Genomic DNA, 25,792 nt, shown 5'->3' with positions numbered 1-25,792 from the left:
CTGTTACAGAAGGCCCCCTGTAGGACTTTGGACTGATTTAACACCCCGACAGTCAGACACCACCCTGCTTGGTAGGTGGCTCCTGATCCGGATCAGGCGAATAACCCAGCCTGTGCAGTGCGGCCAGCACCTGATCCAGAAGCGGGGTGCTGTCGCCCGGCATGTTCTCGTCATCCGCCACCGTCAGCTCACGCGCGTCGTACTCCCAGCGCTGCAGAATCCGGATACGGTCATCAGTGCTCAGTCCCCCGGTTGTTACAACCTCGTCCGGCGTATTGAACACGGCTGCAGGGTCAACCAATGCTTTTTCCAGGTCCATGACTCACCTCCTTTCTCCGTCCATCCAGCGTAGCATCAATGGGGTCAGGGTGCCGGCCCGGTCTCCGGGCCAATGCGTGACAGGCTCACCTTTGCTATAAAGAGCCCTCCAGGCATGTCATAAGGATGCAGTGTGCTCGCCATCAACCTCCGCAACCTCCGCACCAGCCACCAGACGCTCTGGTTCGCACTGGATATGCTGATGCTGGTGCTGCTGGTCATCAATCTGGTCTGGCTTCTTCTTGATTCCCTCTATGCGGTGGATGTGCTGAGAGACTTCCTTACTCAACAGGTGCCGGCCTTCACCGCTTTCTACAACCCCATACACCGGCATTTCCTGTTCTACGACCTGATGTTCATAGGGGTTTTCCTGAGCGAGTTCGCAGTGCGCTGGGTCCATGCGATCTACCGGCAGGAGTACCAGCGCTGGTATTTCTACCCCATCGCCCACTGGTACGACCTGCTGGGCTGCATCCCGGCTTCCGGAGCCCGGATCCTGCGTTTCCTGCGCGTTTTCAGCATTGTCTATCGCCTGCAGAAATACGGCGTCATCGACATTACCAATACCCGGGTTTTTGAGTTCCTGCGCTTCTACTACGACGCGTTCATGGAAGAGCTTTCCGACCGCGTGGTCATCAAGGTGCTCAGCGGCACCCAGGAGGAAGTGAAACAGGGCTCGCCCCTGGTCCGGCGCATCCAGGAGGAAGTTCTGCTGCCCCGGCGGGATCTGCTCGTGGACTTTCTCTCCGCCCGGATCACCCGCTATGCGCGCGAAGGCTATATGCCTAAACAGCAGGAGCTGCGCGCCTACCTCAATGCCCGTGTCATCTCGGCCATGAACCGTAACCGGGACCTGGGCCGTATCCGTGAGCTGCCCGTGTTCGGCAGCTGGGCCTCAGGCACCCTGGATCGTGCGGTGGGCGACATCACCGCCGAGGTGATCGAGCAGATCCTCAATGATCTGAGTTCCCCCGATAATCATGACTTCGTGGAAGACCTGGTTGATGTGCTGCTCACCCCCCACGAACGCGAGGATTCCGAAGCCAATACAGCCGTCATTCAGGGCGTGATCGAGACACTGGAGCTGGTCAAGGACCAGGTGGCCGTCAAGCGCTGGCAGGAAGCGCTGGCGGAAAAGGATGAGCAGAAAGCGGCCAACAGAGCGACCCGAGAAGAACAGAAGGCATCAACATGAGCGAATGGCTGGACCAACCCGCACGGGACCTGGCCGGTGCACTCCGTACCGGCAACATCACCAGCGAGGCCGTCACGGCTGAACTGCTGGCACGCATCGACGAACGCAACGCGCCCATCAACGCAGTCATTCACCTGGACCGTGAACGGGCTCTGGATCAGGCCCGGGAACGCGACCGGCAACGTGAACGGGGCGAACACTGCGGCGTTCTGCACGGGCTGCCCATGACGGTGAAGGATGTATGGGAGGTGGCCGGCATGCCGACCACCGCCGGCTCCTCCTCCCTGCAGGCACACCGGCCCAAGCGAAATGCGGACGTCATCCAGCGGCTCGAGGATGCCGGCGCCATCATCATCGGCAAGACCAATGTGCCGCTGTTCGCCTCGGACCTGCAGACCTACAACCGCCTGTTCGGTGTGACCAACAACCCGCGGGATCTGGGGCGGACCCCCGGAGGCTCGTCCGGCGGTGCCGCAGCCGCCCTCGCCGCCGGCATGACACCGCTGGAGGTGGGCTCGGACGTGGGTGGCTCCATCCGCACACCGGCCCACTTCAACGGCGTATTCGGGCACAAGCCCAGCCGTGACATTGTCTCCCTGCGCGGCCACATTCCCGGCCCTCCGGGCACCCTGACCCAGCCGGACCTGGCCGAAGGCGGCCCCATGGCGCGCACGGCGGACGACCTGGCCCTGCTGCTGGACGTCATTGCCGGCCCCAGGCCCCATGAGGGCCCACAGTGGCAGCTGTCACTGCCGGAGCCCGGCTTCAGCCGCCTTGATCAGGTCAGGGTTGCCACCTGCTTCCATGACCCGGCCTCCCCGGTCGCCGATGCCCTCACCCGCCATTACGAGGACCTGGCAACACGGCTGGCGGATGCCGGCGCGCGGGTGTCACGGGCTGAACATGAGTGGCTGGATCACCGCCAGCTGATGCCCCTCTACCACAACCTGCTGGGGAGCCTTCTGGGTACCGGATTCCGGGCGAAACAGCGCCGCCAGCTCAAACTGATGGGTTACCTGCTCCGGCTCTTCGGGCGCTGGATGCGCATGCCGCCCGGACTGGAGCAGTACACCCTGGGCGTGAACCAGCCGGTGCTCAACTGGCTGCAGTACTCGGAACAACGGGAGAAGGCCCGGGCGTCCCTCGTGCGGGATCTGTTCGGCGACGCCGAGATACTTCTGACACCGGTGACACCGACCACCGCGATCCCCCACAACCGCAGCCAGCCCATGTTCCGCCGCAAGATCCTCGTGGACGGCAGGGAGCGGCCCTATACGGACCAGATGCACTGGATTGCCCTGGCCACCACACTGGGGCTGCCGGCAACCTCGGCACCGGTTGGCATGGACGAAAACGGTCTCCCGTTCAATATCCAGATTATCGGCGCCCCCGGCCAGGACCGGGCGACCATCGAATTTGCTCGCCTGATGGAGGAACAGGGGCTGAGTGGGTTCCAGCCCCTGTAGAAGTGCGGCAGTCAGCCACGCTCCACAATGGCCGTGACGCCCTGGCCGCCGGCCGCGCAGATGGAGATGAGGGCGCGACCGCTGCCCTTCTGCTCCAGCAGCTTGGCCGCCGTGGCCAGGATGCGTGCACCAGTAGCGGCAAAGGGATGGCCTGCGGCAAGACTGCTGCCCTTAACGTTGAGCTTGTTGCGGTCAATGCTGCCCAGCGGCTTCGAAAGGCCCAGCTTCTCCTTGCAGAAGGTCTGATCCTCCCAGCCCCTGAGGGTGCACAGCACCTGTGAGGCAAACGCCTCGTGGATCTCGTAGAAATCAAAGTCCTGCAGCGTAAGACCGGCCTTGTCCAGCAGCCGCGGCACAGCGTATGCAGGCGCCATCAGCAGGCCTTCCTTCTTGCCGACAAAATCCACGGCGCCCGTTTCAACGTGCGTCAGATAGGCACGCACATTCAGCCCGTGCGCTTTCGCCCATTCCTCACTGCCCAGCAACACGGAAGACGCGCCATCGGTCAGTGCCGTGCTGTTGGCCGCTGTCATGGTGCCCTTTTCCTTATCGAACACGGGCTTGAGCTGGGAGAGCTTCTCGAGTGACGAGTCCGGACGCAGAATGTTGTCCCTCTCAAGCCCAGCCAGGGGTGTGACCAGGTCACTGAAGAAGCCTTCCTCATAGGCCGCCGCCAGTTTCTGGTGGCTTTCAAGCGCCAACTGGTCCTGCTCCTCACGCGGAATACCCCATTCCTGAGCCGTGATCTGCTGGTGTTCCCCCATGGACATCCCCGTACGCGGCTCGCTGTTCTCCGGGGTCAACGGTATCAGGTGCTTCGGGCGGAAGCGGGCGGCGATCTTGAGCCGTTCCGGGTTGGTTTTGGCGCGGTTGAGATCAAGAAGCAGCTCACGCAGCCCTTCGCTCACGCCAATGGGTGCGTCAGAGGTGGTATCCGTGCCACCGGCGATACCCACGTCGATCTGGCCCAGCGCAACCTTGTTGGCCACGAGGATCGCCGCCTCCAGTCCGGTACCGCAGGCCTGCTGCACGTCATAGGCCGGGGTCTCGGGAGCCAGCCCGGAACCCAGAACGGTCTCCCGGGTCAGATTGAAGTCACGGGAGTGCTTGATAACGGCACCGGCAACCACCTCACCCAGACACTCACCCTCCAGACCATAACGGTCCACCAGGCCACGGATGGCAGCTGTCAGCATGTCCTGATTGGAGAGCTTGCTGTAGGCGGTGTTGGAACGGGCGAACGGAATCCGGTTACCGCCGAGAATGGCGACCGGGCGCGGCAGCGTGGCAGCGGCGCCGTTACCCTTGCTCTGTCTGCTCTTGCTGGAGGTCGGTTTTGCTTGTGCCATTACGTTATATCCTTTTTGATTTCAAGATGCGGAGAGAATCGGGTGCATACTGTGCGGATTGCACGCAAAGCCTCATTGGCTGAGGTGACGCTGCCGGGTGACAGCCGGTTCATTGCATTCAACGGGGTAAGAGCGCCCAATACAGCCACCTGAAAACGGCTGGGGAACGCCCCGCTGTGACCCTTTTCCTGAGGATTCGTTACAATTCAGCTGTTCACAGAATGTAACATACCTCCATTATGAATCTGAAAATGTTCCATTCCGACTGACCAGGGGATACTGCTATGTCCGATCTCTACCTCAAATTCGTGAATACATCTGTTGGCAAACAGGCCGCCTCCTCGCTCGGCCTGCCCTCGCCCATTGAGCTGGAACGCTGGAAGCGCCAGGACCAGTCATTCATAGAAGGCAAGGTGCTGGTCGGCGCCGGGCCCAGGCCACGGGCACTTTCCGTACTCGGCGAGACCCTGCGTGGGAGCCCCGCCACACTCTATTCCCCGGAAGGGCCCGCCACTCTGGGCGAATCCTCCGCACTGGTGGAAAGCGGCGTGGCCAAGACGCTGACCATGGAGGACGAAGCCATCGCCGAACATCAATTCAAGGCACTGGTCTTCGACGCCACCGGCATCCGCGACACCAGCGAACTGCGCTGCCTGTACGACTTCTTCCACCCAACCATCCGCCAGATGGCCAAGTGTGGCCGCGTATTGATCGTGGGAACCGATCCCACCTCCTGCAAGAACCCCGCACGTGCAGCGGCACACAAGGCGCTGGAAGGCTTTGTGCGGTCGGTGGCCAAGGAGATCGGCAAGAAAGGGGCCACCGCCCAGCTTCTCTGGGTGGCCCCCAATGCCGAGAACCAGATCGAGTCCTCGGTGCGCTTCTTCCTCTCGCCCAAGTCCGCCTACGTGGACGGCCAGCCAGTGCGCATCGGCAAGGGCAGCGGCACCAAAGGCCGCACAGCCGTGAACACCAACGCACCACTGACCGGCAAGGTAGCCCTGGTCACCGGCGCCAGTCGCGGCATTGGCGAGGCGATTGCCAGAACGCTGGCAAGGGACGGCGCGCGCGTGGTCTGCCTGGACATTCCCGCCACCATGGAAGACCTCAACCGCGTGGCCGAAGCCATTGGCGGCTCACCACTGGCTGCGGACATCACCGAGGACAACGGCCCGCGCCTGATCGCGGATCACCTGGAAGACGAATTCGGTGGCGTGGACATCGTCGTCCACAATGCCGGCGTCACCCGGGACAAGACCCTGGCGCGCATGCCGGAACATTTCTGGGACATGACCATTGCCGTGAACCTGACCGCGGAGGAACGCATCGACGAGGAACTGACCGAGCGCGACCTGATCCGCGAGAACGGGCGCATTGTCTGCGTCTCCTCCATTGCCGGTTTCGCGGGCAACTTCGGCCAGACCAACTACGCTGCCTCGAAATCCGGTGTGATTGGCTATGTAGAGAGCATGGCCCGGCAGCTGAAGAACGGCATCACCATCAACGCCGTGGCGCCCGGCTTCATCGAGACCCAGATGACCGCCGCCATGCCGGTGACCATCCGCGAGGCAGGCCGGCGCATGAACAGCCTCTCCCAGGGCGGCCTGCCGGTGGATGTGGCGGAAACCATCGCCTGGTACTGCAACCCGCTGTCACGCGGCATCAACGGCAACGTGGTGCGTGTGTGCGGGCAAAGCCTGGTCGGCAAATAAGCCAGATCATCTACCCCATACCGTAGGAGCTTGCCTCGCAAGCGATCAGACCTATCGCGAGCGGAGCTCGCTCCTACACAGGTGCAGGACAGGCATCCGAGGGACACATAGAGTTCGGGCGCAATCGTTAGGCGCTTCAAAGAAAGTCTGGACGGAAGAAAGAAAAAAGAGGGGAATAAATGGTGGGTGGTGCTGGGATCGAACCAGCGACCCTCGGCTTGTAAGGCCGATGCTCTCCCTAACTGAGCTAACCACCCGAAAGATGGCGGAGCGGACGGGACTCGAACCCGCGACCTCCGGCGTGACAGGCCGGCATTCTAACCATCTGAACTACCGCTCCGAAACCGCTCTGCAGGGCTTTCCCTGCCGAACGAGATGCGCATTTTAAGCATTTCACTGGAGCTGTCAAACCCCTTTGCGCGATTTTTTTCAGGAATCGCCGGACTCACGGCCATCTCCGCCCTCAATCACTTCCAGCGAGGGGCCACGCCGCCGGCGTTCATCCATCAGCGCCTCCACGTGTTCCCGCCGGGATCTGGGCACGGCCCGCTTTGCGAGGGCGCGGTTGAGCGCGTCCAGGCGACGGGTCACCAGGCCGGTGATCGAATCCAGCTGCTCGCTCTGCCAGGCACCCCAGCGGTCCCGCCGGCGGCGCAGCTGTTCTCCCGAATCCTGTTTGCGTGGCATCTCAGGATCCTCCTGCACTCTGGCTCTCCGCCAGCCGATCCAAGCGCTCCTGCAGCCGCACAAAGCGCTGGGTCAGCTGGGCCCGCGAACTGTCAATCGAATCCACCACGGACTCCAGCTCGCTCAGCTGATCCTTCAGGTCACTGACCTCGCTGCTTCCGGAAACCGCCTTTTCCAGTTCCGCCAGGCTGCTCTCCAGCCCATCCAGGCGGGCCCGCATTTCCTCGAGCGCCAGCCGGCGGTCCTGCTGCAGCGACTGCACACGACTATCCAGATCATCCCGCACACCCTGAACCTGCTCTTCCACGGAAGCTTGCAGCTCTTGCGCATCCGGCAGCGCCTCAATGGAGCCTGCCAGCTGATCCAAGCGACCCGCCTGACTCTTCTGCCCGGCGTCCAGTTCTTCCACACGAGATTCCAGTGTGCCGGTCTGCTCCTCCAGCTTCTCGATCCGGGGCCGGTTGGTCTGGTGGGCCACGACCCAGAGCTTGCGCATCTCGTCATCAAGCACCTCAAGCTGCTCGGAGACGGCCTGACCGGTCTCCTCGCGCTCCTCGTCCACCACCCCGAGCTCCATCTGGTTAGTACGGACATCGCTATTCACGGTTGCCAACCGGCTCTCAAGGGTGGCGATGCGCTGTGCCTGTTCCCATACCAGCCAGCCACCAGCACCGGCACAGACCACGACAAGCACCAGCAGCATCCATAGCGGGCGCATCCCCGGATGACCGGAACCACCACCGGTCCCCCCGGGTCTTGCGCCCTTTCCGGAACCACCCGCGTTTCCGCGTTCGGCCAGCTGATCATCGTCCGGTTTCAGTGACTCCATTCTGCTCTCCCAGGGTCGCCATGTACTGCCTTTGATCGGGTTCAAGGCATGGTACCCCCGGTGCGGCACTGCGCAAAGCCCGGGAGGCTGGTTACCATTTGCACTGCCCCGTCTGCGGGCATAGAATATCGCGCTTTCCCGCTGGACAGTGATGTGGAGTCACCCATGGCGCAACAGGCTCAGGTCGGACTCATCATGGGCTCAAAATCGGACTGGCCGACCATGGAGCACGCGGCCACCGTGATGAATGAACTCGGCGTTGCCTATGAACGCCGTGTGGTTTCGGCCCATCGCACCCCGGACCTGCTCAGTGACTATGCCCGCGAAGCGCGGGACCGGGGCCTGAAGGTCATCATCGCCGGAGCCGGAGGCGCCGCACACCTACCTGGCATGGTCGCGGCCCACACCACCTTGCCGGTACTGGGTGTCCCCGTTGAGTCACGTGCGCTGAGCGGCCTGGACTCCCTGTACTCCATTGTGCAGATGCCTGGCGGCGTGCCTGTAGGCACCCTGGCCATCGGCAAGGCCGGCGCCCGCAATGCCGGGCTCATGGCCGCCCAGATCCTGTCCCTTTCCGATGCGGCCGTGGCGCAGGCACTGCAGGCTTTCCGCGAAAAACAGACGCAGGATGTGCTCAACGACTCCGACCCGGCAGCGGACTGAACAAAGACGAACACGGCAGGAGCGCACGATGAGAATCGGCATTCTCGGAGCGGGCCAGCTTGGGCGCATGCTGACACTGGATGGCATGCGCCTGGGCCACGAGTTCAGCCTCTATGACCCGGCAGGCAAAGCCTCTGCCGGCGTCGGCACCGTCTACAACGATCCCGACGGCCAATACCTCGAAACCTTCCTCAACGACGCAGACGTGGTGACTTACGAGTTCGAGCACCTGCCGCTTGAGCTGGTGAACCGCGTGGCCACGGAAAAGCCCGTCCATCCATTACCCAGAGCCCTGCAGTACTGCCAGAACCGCACTCTTGAGAAGGCCCTCTTCCGGGATCTGGGCATCAGCACAGCGCCTTTCGAGGTGGTGGCGTCGGCAGAGGCACTGCAGGCTGCAACCCAGCGCCTGGGCGGCCGTGTTGTCGCCAAGTCCGCCACCGACGGCTACGACGGCAAGGGACAGGCGGTACTCGATGCCCCGGAACAGGCTGCGGAAGCCTGGCCCCGCATCGGCTGCGACACCGCCATTGCCGAATCCTTTGTTCCCTTCAAGCGGGAGCTGTCCATTGTGGCCGCTCGTGGCCAGGACGGCGAAATGGCCTTCTATCCACTGGCCGAGAACATCCACCACCAGGGCATCCTGCGCTTTTCCATTGCACCGGCACCGCACATCACACCGGAGCTGGAGGACCAGGCCCAGCGCATGATCCGCACCCTGATGAATGAGCTTGGCTATGTGGGCGTGCTGGCGCTGGAAATGTTCGAAACGGAGGAAGGCCTGATTGCCAACGAGATGGCGCCCCGCGTGCACAACTCCGGCCACTGGAGCCAGAACGGCGCAGTGACGAGCCAGTTCGAAAACCACATCCGTGCCGTCTCGGGGCTGCCCCTCGGCGAAACGGCAGCCTTTCAGCCCACCTGCATGATCAACCTGATCGGTGAAACAGGCCCGGTGGCGGACATTCTGAGGCTGCCCTACACCCATCTGCACCTCTATGGAAAAGCTGGGCGATCCGGACGCAAGGTCGGCCACATCAACATCCTTGCGGATTCCCTGGAGGAGCTGCGCTGGCGTGCCATGAACACCGCCAGCCTGTTACCCGGCTGTCCGGATTTCGACTGGCGCCCCTGATCAATGACCCACTTCCTTCTTGGATTTTCAGCTTTTTATACAGACCTGCTACGCTTGTGCAGAGCCGGGGTTTCCCGGAGGGAGTGACAAGGAATCCGGACTGATCCATGAGGACACTCTTCCAGCCTGAACGCCGACTGGGTTACCGCATCCTGCGCTGGGTACTGATTACGGCGTTCACAGTGGGTATGGTGATCGGCAGCATCCAGATCTTCATCGATTTCCGTACTGTTTCCCGTGAACTCGACGACCGCGCCCACCAGACGCTCGCTCTGGTCCGGGAGGCGGCAACCCAGGCGGTCTACAGCATCGACGAGGATCTCGCGGAACAGGTGATCGACGGACTGTTCGAACAGCAGTCCATCCGCGGCGGCAAGATCGTCCATCCCGACGGCGTGCCCCTGGCTCAGGATGAACGGCCGCTCAAGGAAAGCCCCTACCGCTCCCTCACTGACGTGATCTTCGGGCAGCAGCGCACCTATACAGTGGACCTGATGCGCTCCCAGGGCGACGAAAGGGTCAAGTACGGAGAGCTGATCATCGAGGTGGACACCGCCCCCCAGGCCACTCTCTGGCTTGAGCGTGCCTCCCTGATCCTGATCTCCGGTATCGCCCGGGCCCTGATCCTCGGCCTGGTGCTCTACGTGGTCTACCACCTGCTGGTCACACGTCCGCTGTTCCGCATTGCCGACGACCTGTCGAATGTGGACCCAGCCGACCCCGGCCGCCACCTTCTGCAGACACCCGGAGGCCACGACCGGGACGAGCTGGACGCCTGGGTCAAGGCCACCAATGAACTCCTGACCGCGATCTCCGAGACCCAGCAGAAACACCAGGATGCCCAGGACCGTATTACCCGCCTGTCACGTTATGATGCACTGACCGGCCTTCCCAACCGGGACATGTTCCTGAGCCTACTCAACGGTGCCCTGGAGAACGCACGCCGTCAGCGTGGCATGGTGGCGATATTCTGTCTCGGGCTGGATGATTTCAAGACACTCAATGAGCAGTACGGTTTTTCGAGCGGTGATCAGCTGCTGCAGGTGATCGCCGAAAGAATCACGAACAACAGCCAGGACAACCTGGTCAATGGCGGACGGCTCGGTGCGGACCAGTTCGCCATCATTCAGGGCGGCATCCGGGAGACCTATCAGGCAGCCGCCATGGCCGAATGGCTGTTGCATGAGCTCAGCCGCCCGGTCATTGTCAGTGGCAAGGAACTCAGCATTACCGCAACCATCGGTGTGGCTGTCTATCCAGACGACGCCCTGCAGTCCGACCGCCTCCTCCAGAAAGCGGAACAGTCCATGACCCTCGCCAAATCCGAGGGCCGCAACCGCTTCCAGTTCTATGTGGCCAGCGTCGACCAGGCCATCCGTGAGCGCAAGCACCTGGAACGGGATCTGGACATGGCCCTGGCCCAGCGGCAGTTCCATCTGGTATACCAGCCCCAGGTGGACATGGACACCCACCGCGTTCTGGGCGCCGAAGCCCTGCTGCGCTGGCAGCACCCCGAGCGGGGCTTCATTCCGCCGGATGAGTTCATTCCGCTGGCGGAACTCAATCTTTCCATCATCGAGATCGGCTACTGGGTGCTGGATGAGGCGTGCCGTCAGGCCCGGGAGTGGATGGATCAGGGCCTCATCCTGCGGATGTCCGTCAACCTCTCCCCCGTACAGCTGCGCCAGAACAACATCGTGGACGTGATTCTCGGCGTTCTGCGCCAGCACGACCTGCCGCCATCCCGCCTGGAGCTGGAGGTCACGGAGACCAGCTTCATGCAGAATCTCGACGATGCCATCGGCAAGCTCTCGCGCCTGCGGGACGAAGGCATCCGCGTGGCGGTGGACGACTTCGGCACCGGCTACTCCTCGCTGACCTATCTTAAGCGGCTCCCGGTGCACCACCTGAAGATCGACAAACAGTTCATCCGGGATCTCCTAGCCAACGAAGAGGATACCCAGATCGCCAACACCATCATTGATCTTGGCCGAAGCCTGAACCTGGATGTGATCGCCGAGGGCGTGGAGACCGAAGAACAGAGTGTTTACCTGGTGAACCGCGGCTGCATCATGGCCCAGGGCTACTACTTCAGCAAACCGGTGGATGTGGAGCAGTTCCAGGCCTTCATCGATACATTCGATACAAGGTCGTAACACCACAACCGCGCCTGAAACCAGCTGCATTCAGGATTGATCCACGCTAGGTGCGTCAACCGAGACAATTTCGGTCTTCTCAAACCACTGGCTAAGATGTCGGCTTCGTGTTCTGTGGCAACCCTAGCGACAAGGACTACCATAGCCCCCTGATCATTCCACAGGCGGCAGCGGGTTACCCTGGAACATTTTCTCCATCGCGGGCCTCTCCGGCGGTTCCCCCTCCCTTTCTTCACCATTCATTCCCAGGTTCACCTCCCAGAGACGTTTGAACTGGGTACGGGCCACTTCATCCGCCTCCCCTTCCTCCCGGAGGATGGTCGGCCTAAGGAAGACAATCAGGTTGCGCTTCTGGCGGGTTGTGGTCTCACTGCGGAATAGAGCTCCCAGCAGCGGAATGTCTCCCAGCAGCGGTACCTTGCTCTGGGAAACGCGATAATCCTCATTGATAAGCCCACCCAGAACGATGGTTTCTTCATCGTCCGCCAGCACGGTGGTCTTGATCTCACGCTTTTCGGTGATCAGGTCGGCCGCGCTTTCCAGGGACTGACCAATATCCTCAGTGGTCTGCTCCACCGCCAGCTTGACCACATCATCGGCGCTGATACTGGGCTTGACGTTCAGGGTCAGGCCAATGTCCTTGCGCTCAATGGTGGTGAAGGGATTGCTGAGCCCATCGCCGGTGCTGGTGGACTGGCCCGTTCGGAAAGGCACGTTCTGCCCCACGATGATCTCGGATTCCTCATTATCCAGGGTGATGATCGAGGGTGTGGACAGCAGGTTGGCCTTGCTGGACGTGGACAGCGCCTGGATCAGCACCCCCCAGGTGATGCCATCCGAATCACGATCCCCGGCTCCGATGGAGAGCCCGGAACCAAGGCCGAGGTTGCCACCGTCCTCACCTCCAATCGAGCCACCAAGAATCTGACCCAGGACTGTGTTGAGACTCACGCCGACATTCTCGAAATTGGTCCCGGCCACAGGCGCAGTGGAATCCCCGGATTCATCCCCGGCCGCCCACTGCACGCCAAGATCCTGCCCGGCCTCATTGCTAATCTCGACAATGGCGGCCTCGATCAGCACCTGGGCACGGCGCACGTCCAGCTGCTCAACAATGAACTCGATCTCGCTCATCATCTGCGGTTCGGCGCGAACCACCAGGGCATTGAGCCCTTCATCCGCATAGACGGAGACATCGGTTTCACCGCTACTGCCCTGGTTGCCCCCTTCGCCTTCCGTGATCTCACCCATGAGCCCGCTCAGCATCTCACTGAGTTCGGCGGCGTCCGCATGGCTGAGCCGTATGACTTTGGTCGTGCCGCGGCTGGTGTTGGGCGTATCCAGCTTTTCCACCAGCTCCCGCACCTTCTCCCGGAAAGTGCTGGTGCCACGCAGGATGAGGCGGTTGCTGCGCTCGTCCGCAACCACGCTGGCGGAACGGCTGTCGTCACTGCCGGCCCGGCCACTGAGCTGGTCCGGGCCGAGCTCTTCCAGAAGCTCCACCATGTCACCGACATAGGCCTCTTCCAGCTGGACTACCTCCACCTCGGAGTCCGTGGGCTTGTCCAGATCGTCAATAAGACGCTGCATGCGCTGGATATTCGCCTGGTGGTCACTGATGATCAGTGCATTGGCGGCGGACACGCCGGCCAGATGCCCGTAACTGGCCACCATAGGCCTGAGAATAGGCACCAGCTGCATGGCGCTGACGTTCTCCACATGGATGACCCGTGTCATCAGCTGCTCGGAGGGAACATCCATGAAACGGGTGATGTCTTCGGCCGTCTGCTTGGCATCACTCTGCTGGATCACCTTGATGGCGTCCTCGCCGGGAATGGCGGTGAACCCGTGAACATGAAGCACCGACAGGAAGAGGTCGTACACCTCGCTGCTGTTCATCGGCGTCTCGGAAACCACAGTGACCTTGCCCTTCACACGTGGATCCACCACGAAGCTGTAGCCGGTGATGTCCGAGACCTGATCCACCAGGGCGCGGATATCAGCATCCTTGAGGTTGACCGTCCAGGTTTCGGAATCCTCGGCTTCGGCCACCTCCTGATCCCCGGCCTCGTTATCGTCCTGGGCCATGAGCGGCATGGAAGCCAGCAGTGCCAGCGCAAACGCGAGAAACAGTCGTTGAATGCGGATCATCAGATAACCAGTGCCCGTTTTGTCGTCTGGTTTGCCGGTTACGGAACCGGAACCGTGAATGAAAAGCGCGTGCCTCCACGCTCAATCTCAAGATCAAGCCGATCCGAGGTCATCCAGCGCTCCAGATTGGCCCTGTCGGCTTCGATGTCGCCCAGCTTCTGCCCGTTGACGGAAATGATCACATCGCCAGGTTGCAGATTCATGGCCGAAAGCTTTTCGTTTGTGCCGTCATATACATAGCCGGGACCGTCTTCATTGGGCCGGAAGCCGGCCTCGGCGATCGCCTTTTCTGGATCCTCCTCCAGCGCCTCAATGGCCCGCTCAACCCCGGCCCGGCTATCTTCCGTGCTTTCCCCGGCAGCCGCAACCCCGCCAAGTGTGAGCCCTTCGTCATCAAACCCGAGCGATTCCACCTCACCGTTACGCTGCAGCAGGATCCGGTTCGGCTCCACGGCCACCAGTTCCGCGCCACCGGGCAGATCATCGCCAACCGCATAGCGCTCGGCAGCACCATCCTGCCCTGAGAGGATAGCACTGGAGCTTTCCCCGCGGGTGGCCAGAAAAACACCGTGGAGCGTCAGTGTAAGCCCCGTCTCCGGTGCGGTTTCCCTTTCCACCCGGGAGACACTGCTTTCCCCGCCGGAAGAGGCGCGGCCGAAAAGAGCGATCTCGCGCAGCGGAATGCTGCTGCCCGACCCCCGCTGGGGCCCAGTATCCGTAAGCGCAAGCTCAACCGGGTCCGAAGGCGCCGGCCAGATCACACGCCAGGTCCACTGCCCCCCTTTCCAGCCCATCTGGACCACCAGGACAACCAGCAGCAGATGCGCGAAACGGATCGGCCAGCGGCTCATGGTGTCACCTGCCGGCTCACGCGGAAGACCACGTCGCCTGGCGCCGCATCCGGCGCGAAGTCCAGGCCCAGAAAATCGATCCAGCGCTTGTAGAGTTCAACCCGGGCACGGCCACCGGCATCCATTACCAAGCGTACCGCCGGTTCCGAAGTGCCCTGCTCCATCAGGACCAGCTCCGGTTGGCCATTATTGCTGGTAAGACGCCCCTCAAGGGCCGGGATGCGCGACTGGCGGGGCTGGTCGCCCATGGGCCATGTCACATTGCCTCCCGACCACTGGCCCCATCCCTGGAAGCCTCCGAAACCCTGCTCCGGCCTCCAAACCCCGAAGAAGCTCTCGAGCGTCATGACGCTGGGAATGCTCAAAGGCTGGATGCCGAGGTCGTGGGCCGTGACCTCCTCAAGGTCCACGCGGGCGCGGCGCAACAGCATCCGCACCCGACCATCCAGCATGGCGGTGACACTGCCTTCCGCTTGCGAGCCAGGGGAATTGAGCCGCCACTCCAGCGGCACGAATCCATGGATGAGCGAGCCCGGCTGCAGCTGCCAGCTGAGCCGCAGGGGCAGGCCCTGCACGCGCAGCCAGGCATCCCCCGACCAGACCGTCCCGCCCACCTGCTGCACCTCAACCACCTCGGGAACAGGAACCTGTCGCGCCACTTGGGCCCAGACCCAGCCCGCAGGCAGATACACCACCAGCGCCGTCAGCCAGGTCAGGGAGAGAAGAAGCACCAGAAGAAAGGCACGCAGGGGCTCGACCCGGAAGCGCGGGTGCTCGTGCTCCGTGGTCGGCTCAGCGCTTTTGGACGACGATTCTGGCATCCGTACGGCTACCACTGCATTGAAGGCGCCGACAGGATAACCATAAAAAACCCCCGAGGCGAACCGCCACGGGGGTTTTCATGGAGCCGGTCACACCGGCGATGGGGAGGGGGCGTTTACATCATGCCGCCCATGCCTCCCATGCCGCCCATATCGGGCATGCCACCGCCGGCGCCGCCGCCTTCATTGTCTTCCGGCTGGTCGGCGATCATGCACTCGGTGGTGATCATCAGGCCTGCCACGGATGCCGCCGCCTGCAGTGCGGAGCGGCTCACCTTGGCCGGGTCGATGATACCGGCTTCGAGCATGTCGACGTACTCGCCGGTAGCGGCGTTATAGCCGTAGTTGCCCTTGCCCTGGAGCACCTTGTCGACCACCACGGCCGGCTCGTCACCGGAGTTATAGGCGATCTGCTTCAGCGGTGCTTCCATGGCGCGGCGCAGGAGGTTGATGCCCATCTGGCGCTCTTCGTTGTCGCCCTTGAGGCCTTCAATCGCCTGCAGCGCACGGACCAGGGTCACGCCACCGCCGGCCACGATGCCCTCTTCAACAGCGGCACGGGTGGAGTGCAGCGCGTCCTCAACGCGGGCCTTCTTCTCCTTCATCTCAACTTCGGAGCCAGCGCCCACCTTGATCACGGCAACACCACCGGCCAGCTTCGCAAGGCGCTCCTGGAGCTTCTCCTTGTCGTAATCGGAGGTGCTTTCCTCGATCTGCTTCTTGATCTGGCCAGTGCGGGCTTCGATGTCCTGCTGCTGACCGTTGCCGTTGATGACGGTGCTGTCTTCCTTGCTGATGTTGACGCGCTTGGCGCTGCCCAGGTCATCCAGGGAGACGTTCTCGAGGGTCAGGCCGACTTCCTCGGAGATCACGGTACCGCCGGTGAGTACGGCGATGTCCTGCATCATCTCCTTGCGACGGTCGCCGAATCCGGGCGCTTTCACAGCAGCGACCTTGACGATGCCGCGCATATTGTTGACCACCAGGGTCGCCAGCGCTTCGCTTTCAACGTCCTCGGCAATGATCAGCAGCGGCTTGCCGGACTTGGAAACCGCTTCCAGCGTCGGCAGCAGGTCGCGCACGTTGGAGATCTTCTTGTCCACAAGCAGGATGTAGGGGTCATCCAGCTCGACGGTCATGCTCTCGTTGTTGTTGATGAAGTAGGGCGAGAGGTAGCCACGGTCGAACTGCATGCCTTCGACCACTTCCAGTTCGTCCTCAAGGCCACGGCCTTCCTCAACGGTGATGACGCCTTCCTGACCAACCTTGTCCATCGCATCCGCGATCAGCTGGCCGACGGTCTCGTCACTGTTGGCCGAGATGGTGCCGATCTGTGCGATGGTCTTGGAGTCGTTGCAGGGCGTGGAGAGCTTGCGGATCTCTTCAACGGCCGCCTGGCAGGCCTTGTCGATGCCGCGCTTGAGGTCCATGGGGTTCATGCCCGCGGTAACCGCCTTAACACCCTCGCGCACGATGGCCTGGGCCAGGACGGTAGCGGTGGTGGTGCCGTCGCCGGCGTTGTCATTGGTCTGGGAAGCGACTTCCTTGACCATCTGAGCGCCCATGTTCTCGAACTTGTCCTCAAGCTCGATTTCCTTGGCAACGCTCACGCCGTCCTTCGTAACGGTGGGAGCACCGAAGGACTTATCCATCACCACGTTGCGGCCCTTGGGACCGAGAGTGACCTTGACCGCGTCGGCCAGGGTATTAACCCCGTTCACCATCTGCTTACGGGCGTGATCGGAAAACTTGATCTCTTTCGCCATAGTGTTCTGTTCCTGTTTCTTGACTGTTGAAACTCGTCAGGTGACTGGCGCTTTTTCAGCCTTCCAGCACACCGAAGATGTCGTTTTCGCTCATGATCAGCAGTTCCTCGCCGTCGACCTTGACGGTATTACCGGCGAACTGCCCGAACACAACCTGGTCACCGACTTTCACCGCCGGCTTGCGTACTTCGCCGTTATCCAGGGTCTTGCCCTCGCCCACGGCCAGAACCTCACCCTGGGAGGGTTTCTCCTGGGCATTGCCCGGCAGAACGATGCCACCGGCGGTCTTCTCTTCTTCTTCCTTGCGACGCACGACTACGCGATCGTGTAACGGACGGATTTTCATTGCTGCTTATCTCCAGTTTCGGTTCGTCGGTTAAGCAATGAGTTGAGATTTCCCAAAGCACATTAGCCTTGTGGTCAGTGAAATTGGGGACACGCTGCCAGTTTTCAATCCCCTCCCGACAAAAAAATTCACCGGCGATCCAGCCGGTCAGGGTCTTCAGGCTCTCTACCCTGCTGCTCCTGTTCAAACTCACCCTCGATGATGATGTTGCCGTGGGCATCCCGGCGCGGTCCCCGATCACGGGACTGGCTGTATTGGTGGTATTCGTAATGCCCGCCCATGGACGCGCCCCCGCTGAACACCATACGATTCACCACGTAGCCGCTGAGCCAGCGCCGTGTGAACGGGATCAGGCAGGCAAAGCCCACGGCGTCGGTTACAAAGCCGGGGGTGAGCAGCAGGGCACCGCCCACGGCCAGAAGGAGCCCTTCCGCCATCTCACGGGCCGGCAGTTCACCGCTGGCCATACGCTGGTTGGCCCGCAGAAGGGTTGCCGCCCCCTGCTGGCGCAGCATGGCCGCGCCTATGACGGCCGTCAGAAGCACCAGGCCCACCGTGGGCAGGGCGCCGATCAGGCCCCCGACCTCAATGAGGATGACCATCTCGATGATGGGAATGATGATGAAGGCAATGAGAAATACGGGCATGGGGTCTCCGGGAAAAGAGGCTTGTGCTTTCCAGCATCGGGGCGACGGGGCCGGAGTTCAACCATACGGAATCGTAATCCATGAGTGAGCCGGCACCGCAGGACACCCTCTACCCCGGCTGGAAGGTCTACCTCAACCCCCGCGTCATCGGCATGCTCTTCCTCGGATTCTCGGCGGGGTTGCCGCTGCTGCTGGTCGGAGGCACCTTCACTGCCTGGCTGCGGGACCTGGGCATTGAGCTGGCCGCGATCGGTTTCCTCAGCTGGGTCGGGATGGCCCATTCCATCAAGGTGCTCTGGGCGCCACTGATCGACCGACTCCCCCTGCCGATCATCAGCCGCCTTCTGGGCCGGCGCCGCGCCTGGATGCTGGCCGCCCAGGTGGCGGTCGCGGTGAGCCTTCTGGGCATGGCGCTCACCGACCCCATGGAACAGCTCTGGCTGGTGGCCGTCTGGGCCGTGGTCGCTGCCTTTGGCTCGGCGACCCAGGACGTGGCCATTGATGCCTACCGGGTGGAAGCCGCGCCGGATACCCACCAGGCCGCGATGGCCGCCACCTACGTCACCGGCTACCGCGTGGCAATACTGGCGGCCGGGGCCGGGGCGCTGCATGTGGCCGCCATTGGCAGCTGGTCGCTCTCCTACGCCGTCATGGCCGCACTCATGGGGGTGGGGATGGTGACCACCCTGATCAGCCGTGAACCCGTGGCGGAAGGCGACCGGTTCGCACCGGAGTCCGAGGAGCGGGTTATCCAGTACCTGGCCGACACCGGGCACACGGGGCTGCGCCAGCGCATCACCGCCTGGTTCATCGGGGCCGTGGTCTGCCCCTTCACGGACTTCTTCCAGCGCTACGGGAAAGCGGCCATCGTCATCCTTCTGTTCGTGGCCACCTTCCGGATCAGCGACATCTTCATGGGGGTGATGGCCAACCCCTTCTACCTGGACCTGGGCTTCACCAAGGAGCAGATCGCCAATATCGCCGCCGCCTTCGGGCTCGCCATGACGCTGGTGGGCGCCGCCGTGGGCGGGCTCATGACCGCACGCTTTGGGATTGCGCGCATGCTGATCGGCACCGCCTTCATGGCCCCGGCCACCAACCTGACCTTCGCCTGGCTCGCTGGCCTGGGTCCCGAAACCATAGGCCTGGTCGCGGCCATCGTGGCGGACAACGTCACAGGCGGGCTCTCAATCTCGGTATTCATCGCCTACCTCTCCAGCCTCACCAACACCCGCTACACCGCCACACAGTACGCACTTTTCAGCTCACTGATGACGCTGCCCGGCCAGTTCCTGGGCGGCTTTACCGGTGTCGTGGCCGAGAACGTGGGCTGGATCGGCTTCTTCCTGATCACCGCCGGCCTCGGTATCCCCGCCATACTGCTGGCGGTTGCCCTGCTGTGGCTCGCTCATCCCGATCACAGCACCACGCCGTAGAAGCGTGTCTGTAGGAGCTTGCCTTGCAAGCGATTCTTCCCGTCGTGATCGCGAGCAAGGCTCGCTTCTACAGACAGTGCGACTCCGTTCACACCCGGGCCATTCCTGAAAAACGTTTTGCATTTTCCTCCTTACCCCTCCAACTCAGGTGTCTATAATGAACGATCATTAACTTAAACGGACAACAGCGGACGCCGAATGACACCTGACCTGCCCATCCTCGTTGTGGACGACGCCCGCTTCAGCAGTGCCGTGATCAGCCGTACGCTCCGCCAGGCCGGCTACAGCAACCTTCAAGTGGTCAACACGGCAGCGGACGCACTCGGGGTTCTGGAACGGGAACCCATCAGCCTCCTTATCGCTGACTGGCTGATGCCGGAGATGGACGGACTGGAGCTCACGGACCGCGTGCGCCAGCAGGATGAACAGACCAACCACTACACCTACATCATCCTGCTTACCGGCAAGGAAAGCATGGAAGCGCTGAGCAGCGCATTCGACCGAGGCGTGGACGATTTCATTTACAAATCGGAAATGACCCGTCAGCTCCTGCCCAGGGTCTTTGCGGCGGACAGGCTGGTGGAGCGACACAACACCCTGCTCCACGCCAACCAATTGCTGATGGCGGAAAACCGCCAGCTTGAGGCCCACAACATAGTGGATCCGGAAACCGGCCTGGGGAATGAGCGCTACGCCCGCCAGCGCCTGCAGCGGGCCCTGGATTACACCGAGTCGCGCGGCGGTGCCGTGGGGTATGTGCTCATCGGCATCCGGCACTGGGAACGCCATCGCCGGGAACAACCGGCCTCGGTTCAGGGCGAGCTTCTGGAAACCCTGGCCCGCCGCATGACCTCCCTGACCCGCCCGCTGGACGCCCTGTGCCGGGTCAGCGATGACCGCTATGCAGTCATCGCCTACTTCCCGGACGCGGACCACTGCCGCCCGGCAGCCTTCCGTCGCCTGCATGAAGGCATCAACCACAAGGCCTTCAAGACCAGCCGTGGCTTCATTTCAGCGGAAGCCGACGCAACCCTCTGCATCGCCAGCGAGAGGGAAGCAACGCCCACGGCCGATGCAGTGGAAGCCGCCGTGGAACAGGGGCTCAGCAATGCACAGCAATCGCGAACGCTAACGCGGGCGCAGGTAGCGGTCCCCAAGAACAGAACAGACACCGGTTAGGCCTGTGATCCCGTTCACACTCCGTTACGCATGCTCACCGTCATTCAACAGACCGCAGCCCACTCCAAACGCATACTGATCATGTGGATTTGAGCAGTATCCCCCGGGGCGGAAGAGACAGCAGTACTTCCGCCAGTGGCCGGGCACTGCACAGGATCCCAGGGATTATGAATTTTTCAGGCTTTTCATTCTTCCCTAAGACTTCTTCTTCAGGCGGACCCATGGTCCGCCTTTTTTATTCCGGATACCCGGTAATATCCCGGATACGGTGATAAAGCGGTGACAACCTCGAATACATCCGCTGATACACCTCCCGATAAAGCCGGTCATACAGCGCTTGGCGCTCCGGATCCGGCTCAAACCGCTCCCCCACCCGGGTCATCGCCGCCACCGCCGAATCGTAATCCCCATACCAGCCCAGCCCGACTGCCGCATTGATCGCGGCCCCTAGGCCCGAGGTCTCGAAGGTATGGGGGCGCTCTGCCGGCAGACCGAATATGTCAGCCGTCAACTGCAGGGCCTCGCTGCTCTGGGAGCCTCCTCCCGCCACGCGCAGGCATTCCACCGGCACACGGTTGCGCCGCTCAAGCCGCTCCATGCCCTCACGCAATGCATAGGCCAATCCCTCCAGGATGGCCCGGTAGATATGGGCTCGGGTATGCACATCCCCGAAGCCGATGATTGCCCCCTTGGCTTCAGGCCCCGGCTGACGCACGCCCGGTGACCAGTACGGCTGCAGCATCAGGCCCATGGAACCTGGCGGCACCTCGCGCACCAGCTCATCAAAAAGCGCCTCCGGGGCAATGCCCCGCTCCTCGGCAATCGCCTGCTCCCGGTGCCCGAACTGGCGCTTGAACCAGCTCACCATCCAGAAGCCCCGGTAGATCATCACCTCTCCGGAATAACGCCCCGGTACGGCGGAGGGGTAAGGCGGCAGAAAGCGGGTCGGCTCTACGTAACGGGTGTTGGTAGTGTTGATGGTGGCCGTGGTGCCATAGCTCATACAGGCCGTTTCCGGTGAAAGGCCACCGCAGCCCAGTATCTCGCAGGCTTTGTCGGAGGCAGCCGCCAGCACCGGAACACCGGCGGGCAGCCCAAGATGGGTTGCCGCCTCCGGTGTGAGGTCACCCATCCGTTCCCCGGGCCGGACCAGCTCCGGCAGCATGCCGCGCTTCACCGCCATCAGCTGCCACTTAAGGTCATTCGGCCGGCACCAGTCATGGCGTTTGTAGTCGAATGGCAGGTAGCCCACCTGGCTGCCCGTGGAATCCACGAAGCGCCCGGTCAGCCGCCAGTTGAGATACCCGGAGAGCAACAGGTAGTGGCGGGTCCGGGCCCAGACATCCGGCTGGTTGTGGGCGATCCAGTTGGCCTGGGTCTGTTCGCCCAGCTTCTGGATGGTTCCGGACAGGCCCAGCAGCCCGAGCACCACACGCCAGAAAGGCGGTATCCGCACGGGGCCGGGGGCACGGCGCTGGTCCAGCCAGACAATCGCCGGGCGCAGGGGAACGCCGCTGGTATCCAGGTTCACCACGGTGCCACGCTGGGTTGTCAGGGCCACGCCCGCAACGGCTTCCGGGGAGGCGGCCGTGTTTTCCCAGAGCTCCGCGCAGGCCCGGCCAATACTCTGCCAGTAATAGTCCGGATCCTGCTCCGCCCAGCCCGGCTCCGGGGAGCGGTAGGGTTCGATCTCGTCCCGCCCCTTGCCCACCAGCTCTCCCCGGGCATTGAACAGCAGCGCCCGGGTGCTCTGGGTACCATTGTCCAGGGCAAGGATGAGCGACCCAGTGCTCATGCCCCGGACTCCGGCGGCAGGTGATAGCTTGCACGCCAGAGCTCACGATAGCGCGTGCACTCCTGCTGCCAGCGGTCATCATCCCATCCCAGTGCCGCCTGGCAGTGCTCACGGATAAGCTCCAGCCATGGCTCACCCCCCTGCGGCAGCAGCAGCCCCAGGCGGGTCCGGCGCAGCAGCAGGTCATCCAGATGCCCGATCCGCTCATTCCGGCAGCTCCAGACCAGCTCCGCCAGCAGGGTATCGGTATGACCGATGGGCACCAGGGGCCCAGCATCGAGAACCTCCTCCACCCGGCTGCCGTAATGGCCACGGAGGCGCCGCCACTGCCAGGCCGTCAGCGCATGGGGACGGGCCATCGCCGGTGCCGGCTGGAAGACACGCTCATCCAGCGCCCGGCGGATGCCGTTGTCCGTGCGCACATGGTCCAGAACTTCCAGCGCGATCAGCCGGAAGGTGGTCAGCTTGCCGCCGGCAACACTGATTACCCCCTGGTCGTTCCAGATAACGTGTTCACGTTTCTCTTTCGAAGGTTTCTTCTTCCGTCCGCCGTTGTCGGACACCACCGGCCGCACACCGGACCAGGTGCTGATCAGGTCCGCCTCATCCAGGTGCGCATCCGGGAAGGCGTTGTGTACGGCTTCCAGCAGGTATTCCAGTTCGTCCCGGCTGAGCACCGCCTCCTTCTGGAGGTCTTCTTCATGGTCCAGGTCCGTGGTGCCGACCACGGTCACCCCTTCCCAAGGGTAGACGAACATGGGGCGGTGGTCCCTGGGATGGATGAGCGAGAGACTCACCGAAACCGGCAGCTTCCAGAACGGGAACACCAGATGGCTGCCGCGCAGGGGGCGGATGCGCTGTTCGCCACCAAGCTGGCTGCGCAGGCGATCCGTCCAGGCGCCGGTGGCGTGGACAATGTGCTTTGCCCGCAACTCGTAATCTCTGTCAGCCAGTTCATCATGCACGGTCACGCGCCCTTCACCGCTGTCAGCCGGCGGTGTCACGGACTCAGCCCGCACGTAGTTGACCGCCCTGCCCCCGGCGTTTGTGGCCTCCTGAAGGATGCGCAGCACCAGGCGGGCGTCATCGGTCACCGCATCCGAGAAACGCGTGCCGCCTCGCAGCCCCTCACGGCGCAGCCCCGGCACCCAGCGCAGAACGGACTCGCCCGGAAAGAAACGCCGGGTCCGGCGCTGGGCCAGGAAGTCATAGAGCCGCAGCAGCACCCCGAACAGACCCGGCCCCGGGAACTGGCGCCGGAAGTGCGGCATGATGTAGTAGAGGTTGTCCACTAAGCCCGGGGCTTCGTTCATCATGCGTTCCCGCTCATGCACCGCGTCCCGGGTCAGGCGGTAATCGCCGCTGGCCAGGTAACGCAGACCGCCATGGACCATCTTGGAGGAACGGCTGGAGGTGCCCCAGGCGAAGTCACGCTGCTCCACCAGCAGGGCACGATAGCCTTCCCGGGCGGCCTCGCGCAGGATGCCGGCGCCGGTGATGCCGCCACCGATGATGACCATATCCCAGGGGTCGTCCTGAGCCAGAATGGCCGCCACGTCACCGCGGTTTTCATGGATACTGCTCACATCCGTCATACCTGCGCCTCCGACTCATCCTGCAGCAATACACCAGGAGCCAGGCGCTGATCGGGGTCCATATGGCGGCTCATGGCATCCAGCATGCCGATCGTCACTGGCCCCTTCTCGGTGGGCAGGTAAGGCGCATGGTCCTTCCCCACCCCGTGCTGATGGCTGATGGTCCCCCGGTTGTTCACGATCACCCGGGAGGCCGCCTGCTTGAGCCGGGCCCAGCGTTCATGGGTGGCCTCGTAGCTTTCCGCGCAGCGGAAGACGTAGGTGGTGTAGATGCTGCAGCCCTGGCCGTAGACGTGGGACAGATGCGTGAACACATGCACCGGTTCGCCCTCGGGCTGAAGGCCTTCCCGCAGTGTGGTCTCGATGCGCTCCATCAGGGCATCCACGTTGTCCCAGTCCGTGGCGGTTTCCAGGGTATCCACGGCGTAGCCCTGCTCCCACAACGTCTCGCGCAGGTAGGGCATGGTGAAGCGCTTCTGCTCCCACTTCCTGCCGAGGTAGGTACCGGTATAGACGCCATTCTGGCGCCGGCTGATCCGCTTCAGCTCACGCAGCCCGGTACGGCACTGCGCTTTTGTGCCCGTTAGCCCGATGGTCATCATGCACTTGCCCTTGCCTGCCCCGCGCCAGCCCAGATAGCGCTCCAGCATCCCTATCATTCCCGGGTGGCCAGCCAGCGCCAGCTGGGTTTCCGTTTCCACCGTGTTGCTCAACCGCAGCATGGAAAGCGGCGTGCGGTTCTGCACCAGCTGGCGGGCACACAGGCGTGCCCTGTCCCAGTCCGGGAAGAACAGCACGTGGAAGGATTCATGATCCGCCACCGGCGTGACGCGGACCTTCACCTCGGTGATCACGCCGAAGCGGCCTTCCGAGCCCAGCACCATCTCGCGCGGGTCCGGGCCGGCGGCGGAGGCAGGGAAGGTCGGGATCTGCCAGGAACCCTTGAAGGTCTCCACGCGGCCACCCGCGAAGAGCTGCTCGATGCGACCATAATGCAGTGACTGCTGACCACTAGAGCGGCTGGCGACCCAGCCGCCGATGGTGGACAGTTCAAAGGACTGCGGAAAATGGCCCAGGGTATAGCCATGGGCCAGAAGCTGGGACTCCACCAGCGGCCCTGGCGTGCCGGCCCCGAAAGTGGCGATCTGGCTCTCGGCGTCCAGGTCCAGGAGGCGGTTCATGCGCTCCAGGGAGAGTGTGAGGATGGGCCTGCCGGAATCGGCGGGGTTGATATGCCCGGCCACGCTGGTGCCACCCCCGTAGGGAATCACCACAAGATCCCGTTCCCGCGCCCATTCCAGAAGCTCCGTCACCTCCTCGCTGTGCTCGGGCAGCGCCACGGCATCCGGAAATACCCCAAAATCCCCGCCGCGCATGGCCAGCCAGTCCGCCAGACTCTGACCCCGGGCGTGGCGCACGCGGGTCTCGGCATCTGTATAGACACCCTGGCATTCTGGAATGCGGGATTCAGGCACCCGGGCGCACACCTGTTCAAGTGTGGCTTCGGGCAGTGGCGAGGCAGTGCCAATACGGGCTTTCAGAAAATCCTGCCCCACCGGCGGCAGTGGCAGGTGGAAGCTGGCGTCACCCCAGCCGTTCCAGCGTCGCATGTGATGGGTCTCCATTCAGGCTTTTGCTTGCAGCCTGTGATACACCATCGTCCATCCGGTTGTCCATCAGGTTTAGAGTTTTTGC

The 25,792-nt window shown here is 62.8% G+C and carries 21 protein-coding genes and 2 tRNA genes; 8 read left to right on the top strand and 15 right to left on the bottom strand.

The window, feature by feature from the left end; translation table 11 throughout:
• Nucleotides 1-52 precede the first annotated feature (52 nt).
• On the bottom strand, nucleotides 53-319 hold the full coding sequence (locus H4I92_RS11450; protein ID WP_077530721.1) for a hypothetical protein: 267 nt from the start codon (nucleotides 317-319) through the stop codon (nucleotides 53-55).
• A gap of 132 nt (nucleotides 320-451) precedes the next feature.
• Here H4I92_RS11450 and H4I92_RS11445 point away from each other — a divergent pair, with 132 nt between their 5' ends.
• Both H4I92_RS11445 and H4I92_RS11440 read left to right on the top strand, forming a co-directional pair.
• A complete protein-coding gene (locus H4I92_RS11445; RefSeq protein ID WP_218668200.1) occupies nucleotides 452-1,513 on the top strand; it encodes an ion transporter in 1,062 nt (353 codons plus the stop codon).
• Entirely contained in the window at nucleotides 1,510-2,979 is a 1,470-nt protein-coding gene (locus H4I92_RS11440; RefSeq protein WP_077530720.1) for an amidase family protein, read from the top strand. Before H4I92_RS11445 ends, H4I92_RS11440 begins: the two co-directional genes overlap by 4 nt.
• An 11-nt stretch (nucleotides 2,980-2,990) precedes the next feature.
• On the opposite strand, the gene H4I92_RS11435 is transcribed toward H4I92_RS11440, so the two are convergent.
• The gene (locus tag H4I92_RS11435) at nucleotides 2,991-4,328 is read right to left on the bottom strand and encodes an acetyl-CoA C-acetyltransferase (protein WP_077530719.1); all 1,338 of its coding nucleotides are present in this window, start codon (nucleotides 4,326-4,328) and stop codon (nucleotides 2,991-2,993) included.
• A gap of 284 nt (nucleotides 4,329-4,612) precedes the next feature.
• Between H4I92_RS11435 and H4I92_RS11430 the strand changes: the two genes are divergently transcribed.
• The gene (locus tag H4I92_RS11430; protein ID WP_077530718.1) at nucleotides 4,613-6,040 is read left to right on the top strand and encodes a 3-oxoacyl-ACP reductase; all 1,428 of its coding nucleotides are present in this window, start codon (nucleotides 4,613-4,615) and stop codon (nucleotides 6,038-6,040) included.
• A gap of 180 nt (nucleotides 6,041-6,220) precedes the next feature.
• Here the strand turns inward: H4I92_RS11430 and H4I92_RS11425 are convergent.
• From H4I92_RS11425 to H4I92_RS11410, 4 genes are all read right to left on the bottom strand, one after another.
• A tRNA-Val gene (locus tag H4I92_RS11425) sits at nucleotides 6,221-6,297 on the bottom strand.
• Between the two features lie 6 nt (nucleotides 6,298-6,303).
• A tRNA-Asp gene (locus H4I92_RS11420) sits at nucleotides 6,304-6,380 on the bottom strand.
• An 89-nt stretch (nucleotides 6,381-6,469) separates the two neighbouring features.
• Nucleotides 6,470-6,727 (bottom strand): hypothetical protein, encoded by a 258-nt coding sequence (locus H4I92_RS11415; RefSeq protein WP_077530717.1) that lies wholly within the window; start codon nucleotides 6,725-6,727, stop codon nucleotides 6,470-6,472.
• A gap of 1 nt (nucleotide 6,728) precedes the next feature.
• Entirely contained in the window at nucleotides 6,729-7,556 is an 828-nt protein-coding gene (locus H4I92_RS11410; protein ID WP_077530716.1) for a hypothetical protein, read from the bottom strand.
• Between the two features lie 165 nt (nucleotides 7,557-7,721).
• On the opposite strand from H4I92_RS11410, the gene purE reads away from it, so the two are divergent.
• The 3 genes from purE (at nucleotide 7,722) to H4I92_RS11395 (ending at nucleotide 11,510) form a co-directional block, all read left to right on the top strand.
• Nucleotides 7,722-8,219: a 5-(carboxyamino)imidazole ribonucleotide mutase gene (gene purE, locus H4I92_RS11405; protein WP_077530715.1), complete on the top strand. Its 498-nt coding sequence runs from the start codon at nucleotides 7,722-7,724 to the stop codon at nucleotides 8,217-8,219.
• A 28-nt stretch (nucleotides 8,220-8,247) separates the two neighbouring features.
• A complete protein-coding gene (locus tag H4I92_RS11400; protein WP_077530714.1) occupies nucleotides 8,248-9,354 on the top strand; it encodes a 5-(carboxyamino)imidazole ribonucleotide synthase in 1,107 nt (368 codons plus the stop codon).
• 107 nt (nucleotides 9,355-9,461) lie between these two features.
• Nucleotides 9,462-11,510 (top strand): putative bifunctional diguanylate cyclase/phosphodiesterase, encoded by a 2,049-nt coding sequence (locus H4I92_RS11395; protein WP_077530713.1) that lies wholly within the window; start codon nucleotides 9,462-9,464, stop codon nucleotides 11,508-11,510.
• 153 nt (nucleotides 11,511-11,663) lie between these two features.
• Here the strand turns inward: H4I92_RS11395 and gspD are convergent, their stop codons facing one another.
• The 6 genes from gspD to H4I92_RS11365 all read right to left on the bottom strand — a co-directional run bounded on the left by gspD (nucleotide 11,664) and on the right by H4I92_RS11365 (nucleotide 18,092).
• Complete coding sequence (gene gspD, locus H4I92_RS11390) at nucleotides 11,664-13,661, bottom strand: type II secretion system secretin GspD (RefSeq protein WP_077530712.1); 1,998 nt, start codon at nucleotides 13,659-13,661, stop codon at nucleotides 11,664-11,666.
• Nucleotides 13,662-13,699: 38 nt separating this feature from the next.
• A complete protein-coding gene (locus H4I92_RS11385) occupies nucleotides 13,700-14,512 on the bottom strand; it encodes a type II secretion system protein N (RefSeq protein WP_077530711.1) in 813 nt (270 codons plus the stop codon).
• Nucleotides 14,509-15,333: a type II secretion system protein N gene (gspN, locus tag H4I92_RS11380; RefSeq protein ID WP_077530710.1), complete on the bottom strand. Its 825-nt coding sequence runs from the start codon at nucleotides 15,331-15,333 to the stop codon at nucleotides 14,509-14,511. Before gspN ends, H4I92_RS11385 begins: the two co-directional genes overlap by 4 nt.
• 116 nt (nucleotides 15,334-15,449) lie before the next feature.
• Nucleotides 15,450-17,099: a chaperonin GroEL gene (gene groL, locus H4I92_RS11375; RefSeq protein ID WP_077530709.1), complete on the bottom strand. Its 1,650-nt coding sequence runs from the start codon at nucleotides 17,097-17,099 to the stop codon at nucleotides 15,450-15,452.
• A 55-nt stretch (nucleotides 17,100-17,154) separates the two neighbouring features.
• Nucleotides 17,155-17,445, bottom strand: coding sequence for a co-chaperone GroES (groES, locus tag H4I92_RS11370; protein WP_077530708.1), 291 nt, complete (start codon nucleotides 17,443-17,445; stop codon nucleotides 17,155-17,157).
• Nucleotides 17,446-17,573: 128 nt separating this feature from the next.
• On the bottom strand, nucleotides 17,574-18,092 hold the full coding sequence (locus H4I92_RS11365) for an FxsA family protein (RefSeq protein WP_077530707.1): 519 nt from the start codon (nucleotides 18,090-18,092) through the stop codon (nucleotides 17,574-17,576).
• Nucleotides 18,093-18,172: 80 nt separating this feature from the next.
• On the opposite strand from H4I92_RS11365, the gene H4I92_RS11360 reads away from it, so the two are divergent.
• On the top strand, nucleotides 18,173-19,528 hold the full coding sequence (locus tag H4I92_RS11360; RefSeq protein WP_077530706.1) for an AmpG family muropeptide MFS transporter: 1,356 nt from the start codon (nucleotides 18,173-18,175) through the stop codon (nucleotides 19,526-19,528).
• A gap of 198 nt (nucleotides 19,529-19,726) precedes the next feature.
• The gene (locus H4I92_RS11355) at nucleotides 19,727-20,707 is read left to right on the top strand and encodes a GGDEF domain-containing response regulator (RefSeq protein ID WP_077530705.1); all 981 of its coding nucleotides are present in this window, start codon (nucleotides 19,727-19,729) and stop codon (nucleotides 20,705-20,707) included.
• A 235-nt stretch (nucleotides 20,708-20,942) separates the two neighbouring features.
• Here H4I92_RS11355 and H4I92_RS11350 read toward each other — a convergent pair whose 3' ends face one another.
• From H4I92_RS11350 to H4I92_RS11340, 3 genes are read right to left on the bottom strand one after another with little or no spacing between them, the layout of a single operon-like run.
• On the bottom strand, nucleotides 20,943-22,502 hold the full coding sequence (locus H4I92_RS11350; protein ID WP_077530704.1) for an FGGY-family carbohydrate kinase: 1,560 nt from the start codon (nucleotides 22,500-22,502) through the stop codon (nucleotides 20,943-20,945).
• On the bottom strand, nucleotides 22,499-24,097 hold the full coding sequence (locus tag H4I92_RS11345) for a glycerol-3-phosphate dehydrogenase/oxidase (protein ID WP_077530703.1): 1,599 nt from the start codon (nucleotides 24,095-24,097) through the stop codon (nucleotides 22,499-22,501). The genes H4I92_RS11350 and H4I92_RS11345 overlap by 4 nt, the downstream gene beginning before the upstream one ends.
• Nucleotides 24,094-25,707, bottom strand: a complete 1,614-nt coding sequence (locus tag H4I92_RS11340) for an FAD-binding oxidoreductase (protein WP_077530702.1) — start codon at nucleotides 25,705-25,707, stop codon at nucleotides 24,094-24,096. The genes H4I92_RS11345 and H4I92_RS11340 overlap by 4 nt, the downstream gene beginning before the upstream one ends.
• Nucleotides 25,708-25,792 lie beyond the last annotated feature (85 nt).

It is taken from the genome of Vreelandella halophila, assembly GCF_019903425.1.
Lineage (GTDB): Bacteria > Pseudomonadota > Gammaproteobacteria > Pseudomonadales > Oleiphilaceae > Halospina > Halospina halophila.
The sequence above is the reverse complement of the archived record's forward strand: the minus strand, read 5'-3'. Positions and strand labels throughout refer to the sequence as shown.

Bases quoted from the DNA above. Each gene is read 5' to 3' on its own strand.
- H4I92_RS11450 (WP_077530721.1), bottom strand. From the start codon at position 319: ATGGACCTGGAAAAAGCATTGGTTGACCCTGCAGCCGTGTTCAATACG.
- H4I92_RS11440 (WP_077530720.1), top strand. From the start codon at position 1,510: ATGAGCGAATGGCTGGACCAACCCGCACGGGACCTGGCCGGTGCACTC.
- H4I92_RS11435 (WP_077530719.1), bottom strand. From the start codon at position 4,328: ATGGCACAAGCAAAACCGACCTCCAGCAAGAGCAGACAGAGCAAGGGT.
- H4I92_RS11430 (WP_077530718.1), top strand. From the start codon at position 4,613: ATGTCCGATCTCTACCTCAAATTCGTGAATACATCTGTTGGCAAACAG.
- H4I92_RS11415 (WP_077530717.1), bottom strand. From the start codon at position 6,727: ATGCCACGCAAACAGGATTCGGGAGAACAGCTGCGCCGCCGGCGGGAC.
- H4I92_RS11410 (WP_077530716.1), bottom strand. From the start codon at position 7,556: ATGGAGTCACTGAAACCGGACGATGATCAGCTGGCCGAACGCGGAAAC.
- purE (WP_077530715.1), top strand. From the start codon at position 7,722: ATGGCGCAACAGGCTCAGGTCGGACTCATCATGGGCTCAAAATCGGAC.
- H4I92_RS11400 (WP_077530714.1), top strand. From the start codon at position 8,248: ATGAGAATCGGCATTCTCGGAGCGGGCCAGCTTGGGCGCATGCTGACA.
- H4I92_RS11395 (WP_077530713.1), top strand. From the start codon at position 9,462: ATGAGGACACTCTTCCAGCCTGAACGCCGACTGGGTTACCGCATCCTG.
- gspD (WP_077530712.1), bottom strand. From the start codon at position 13,661: ATGATCCGCATTCAACGACTGTTTCTCGCGTTTGCGCTGGCACTGCTG.
- H4I92_RS11385 (WP_077530711.1), bottom strand. From the start codon at position 14,512: ATGAGCCGCTGGCCGATCCGTTTCGCGCATCTGCTGCTGGTTGTCCTG.
- gspN (WP_077530710.1), bottom strand. From the start codon at position 15,333: ATGCCAGAATCGTCGTCCAAAAGCGCTGAGCCGACCACGGAGCACGAG.
- groL (WP_077530709.1), bottom strand. From the start codon at position 17,099: ATGGCGAAAGAGATCAAGTTTTCCGATCACGCCCGTAAGCAGATGGTG.
- groES (WP_077530708.1), bottom strand. From the start codon at position 17,445: ATGAAAATCCGTCCGTTACACGATCGCGTAGTCGTGCGTCGCAAGGAA.
- H4I92_RS11365 (WP_077530707.1), bottom strand. From the start codon at position 18,092: ATGCCCGTATTTCTCATTGCCTTCATCATCATTCCCATCATCGAGATG.
- H4I92_RS11360 (WP_077530706.1), top strand. From the start codon at position 18,173: ATGAGTGAGCCGGCACCGCAGGACACCCTCTACCCCGGCTGGAAGGTC.
- H4I92_RS11355 (WP_077530705.1), top strand. From the start codon at position 19,727: ATGACACCTGACCTGCCCATCCTCGTTGTGGACGACGCCCGCTTCAGC.
- H4I92_RS11350 (WP_077530704.1), bottom strand. From the start codon at position 22,502: ATGAGCACTGGGTCGCTCATCCTTGCCCTGGACAATGGTACCCAGAGC.
- H4I92_RS11345 (WP_077530703.1), bottom strand. From the start codon at position 24,097: ATGACGGATGTGAGCAGTATCCATGAAAACCGCGGTGACGTGGCGGCC.
- H4I92_RS11340 (WP_077530702.1), bottom strand. From the start codon at position 25,707: ATGCGACGCTGGAACGGCTGGGGTGACGCCAGCTTCCACCTGCCACTG.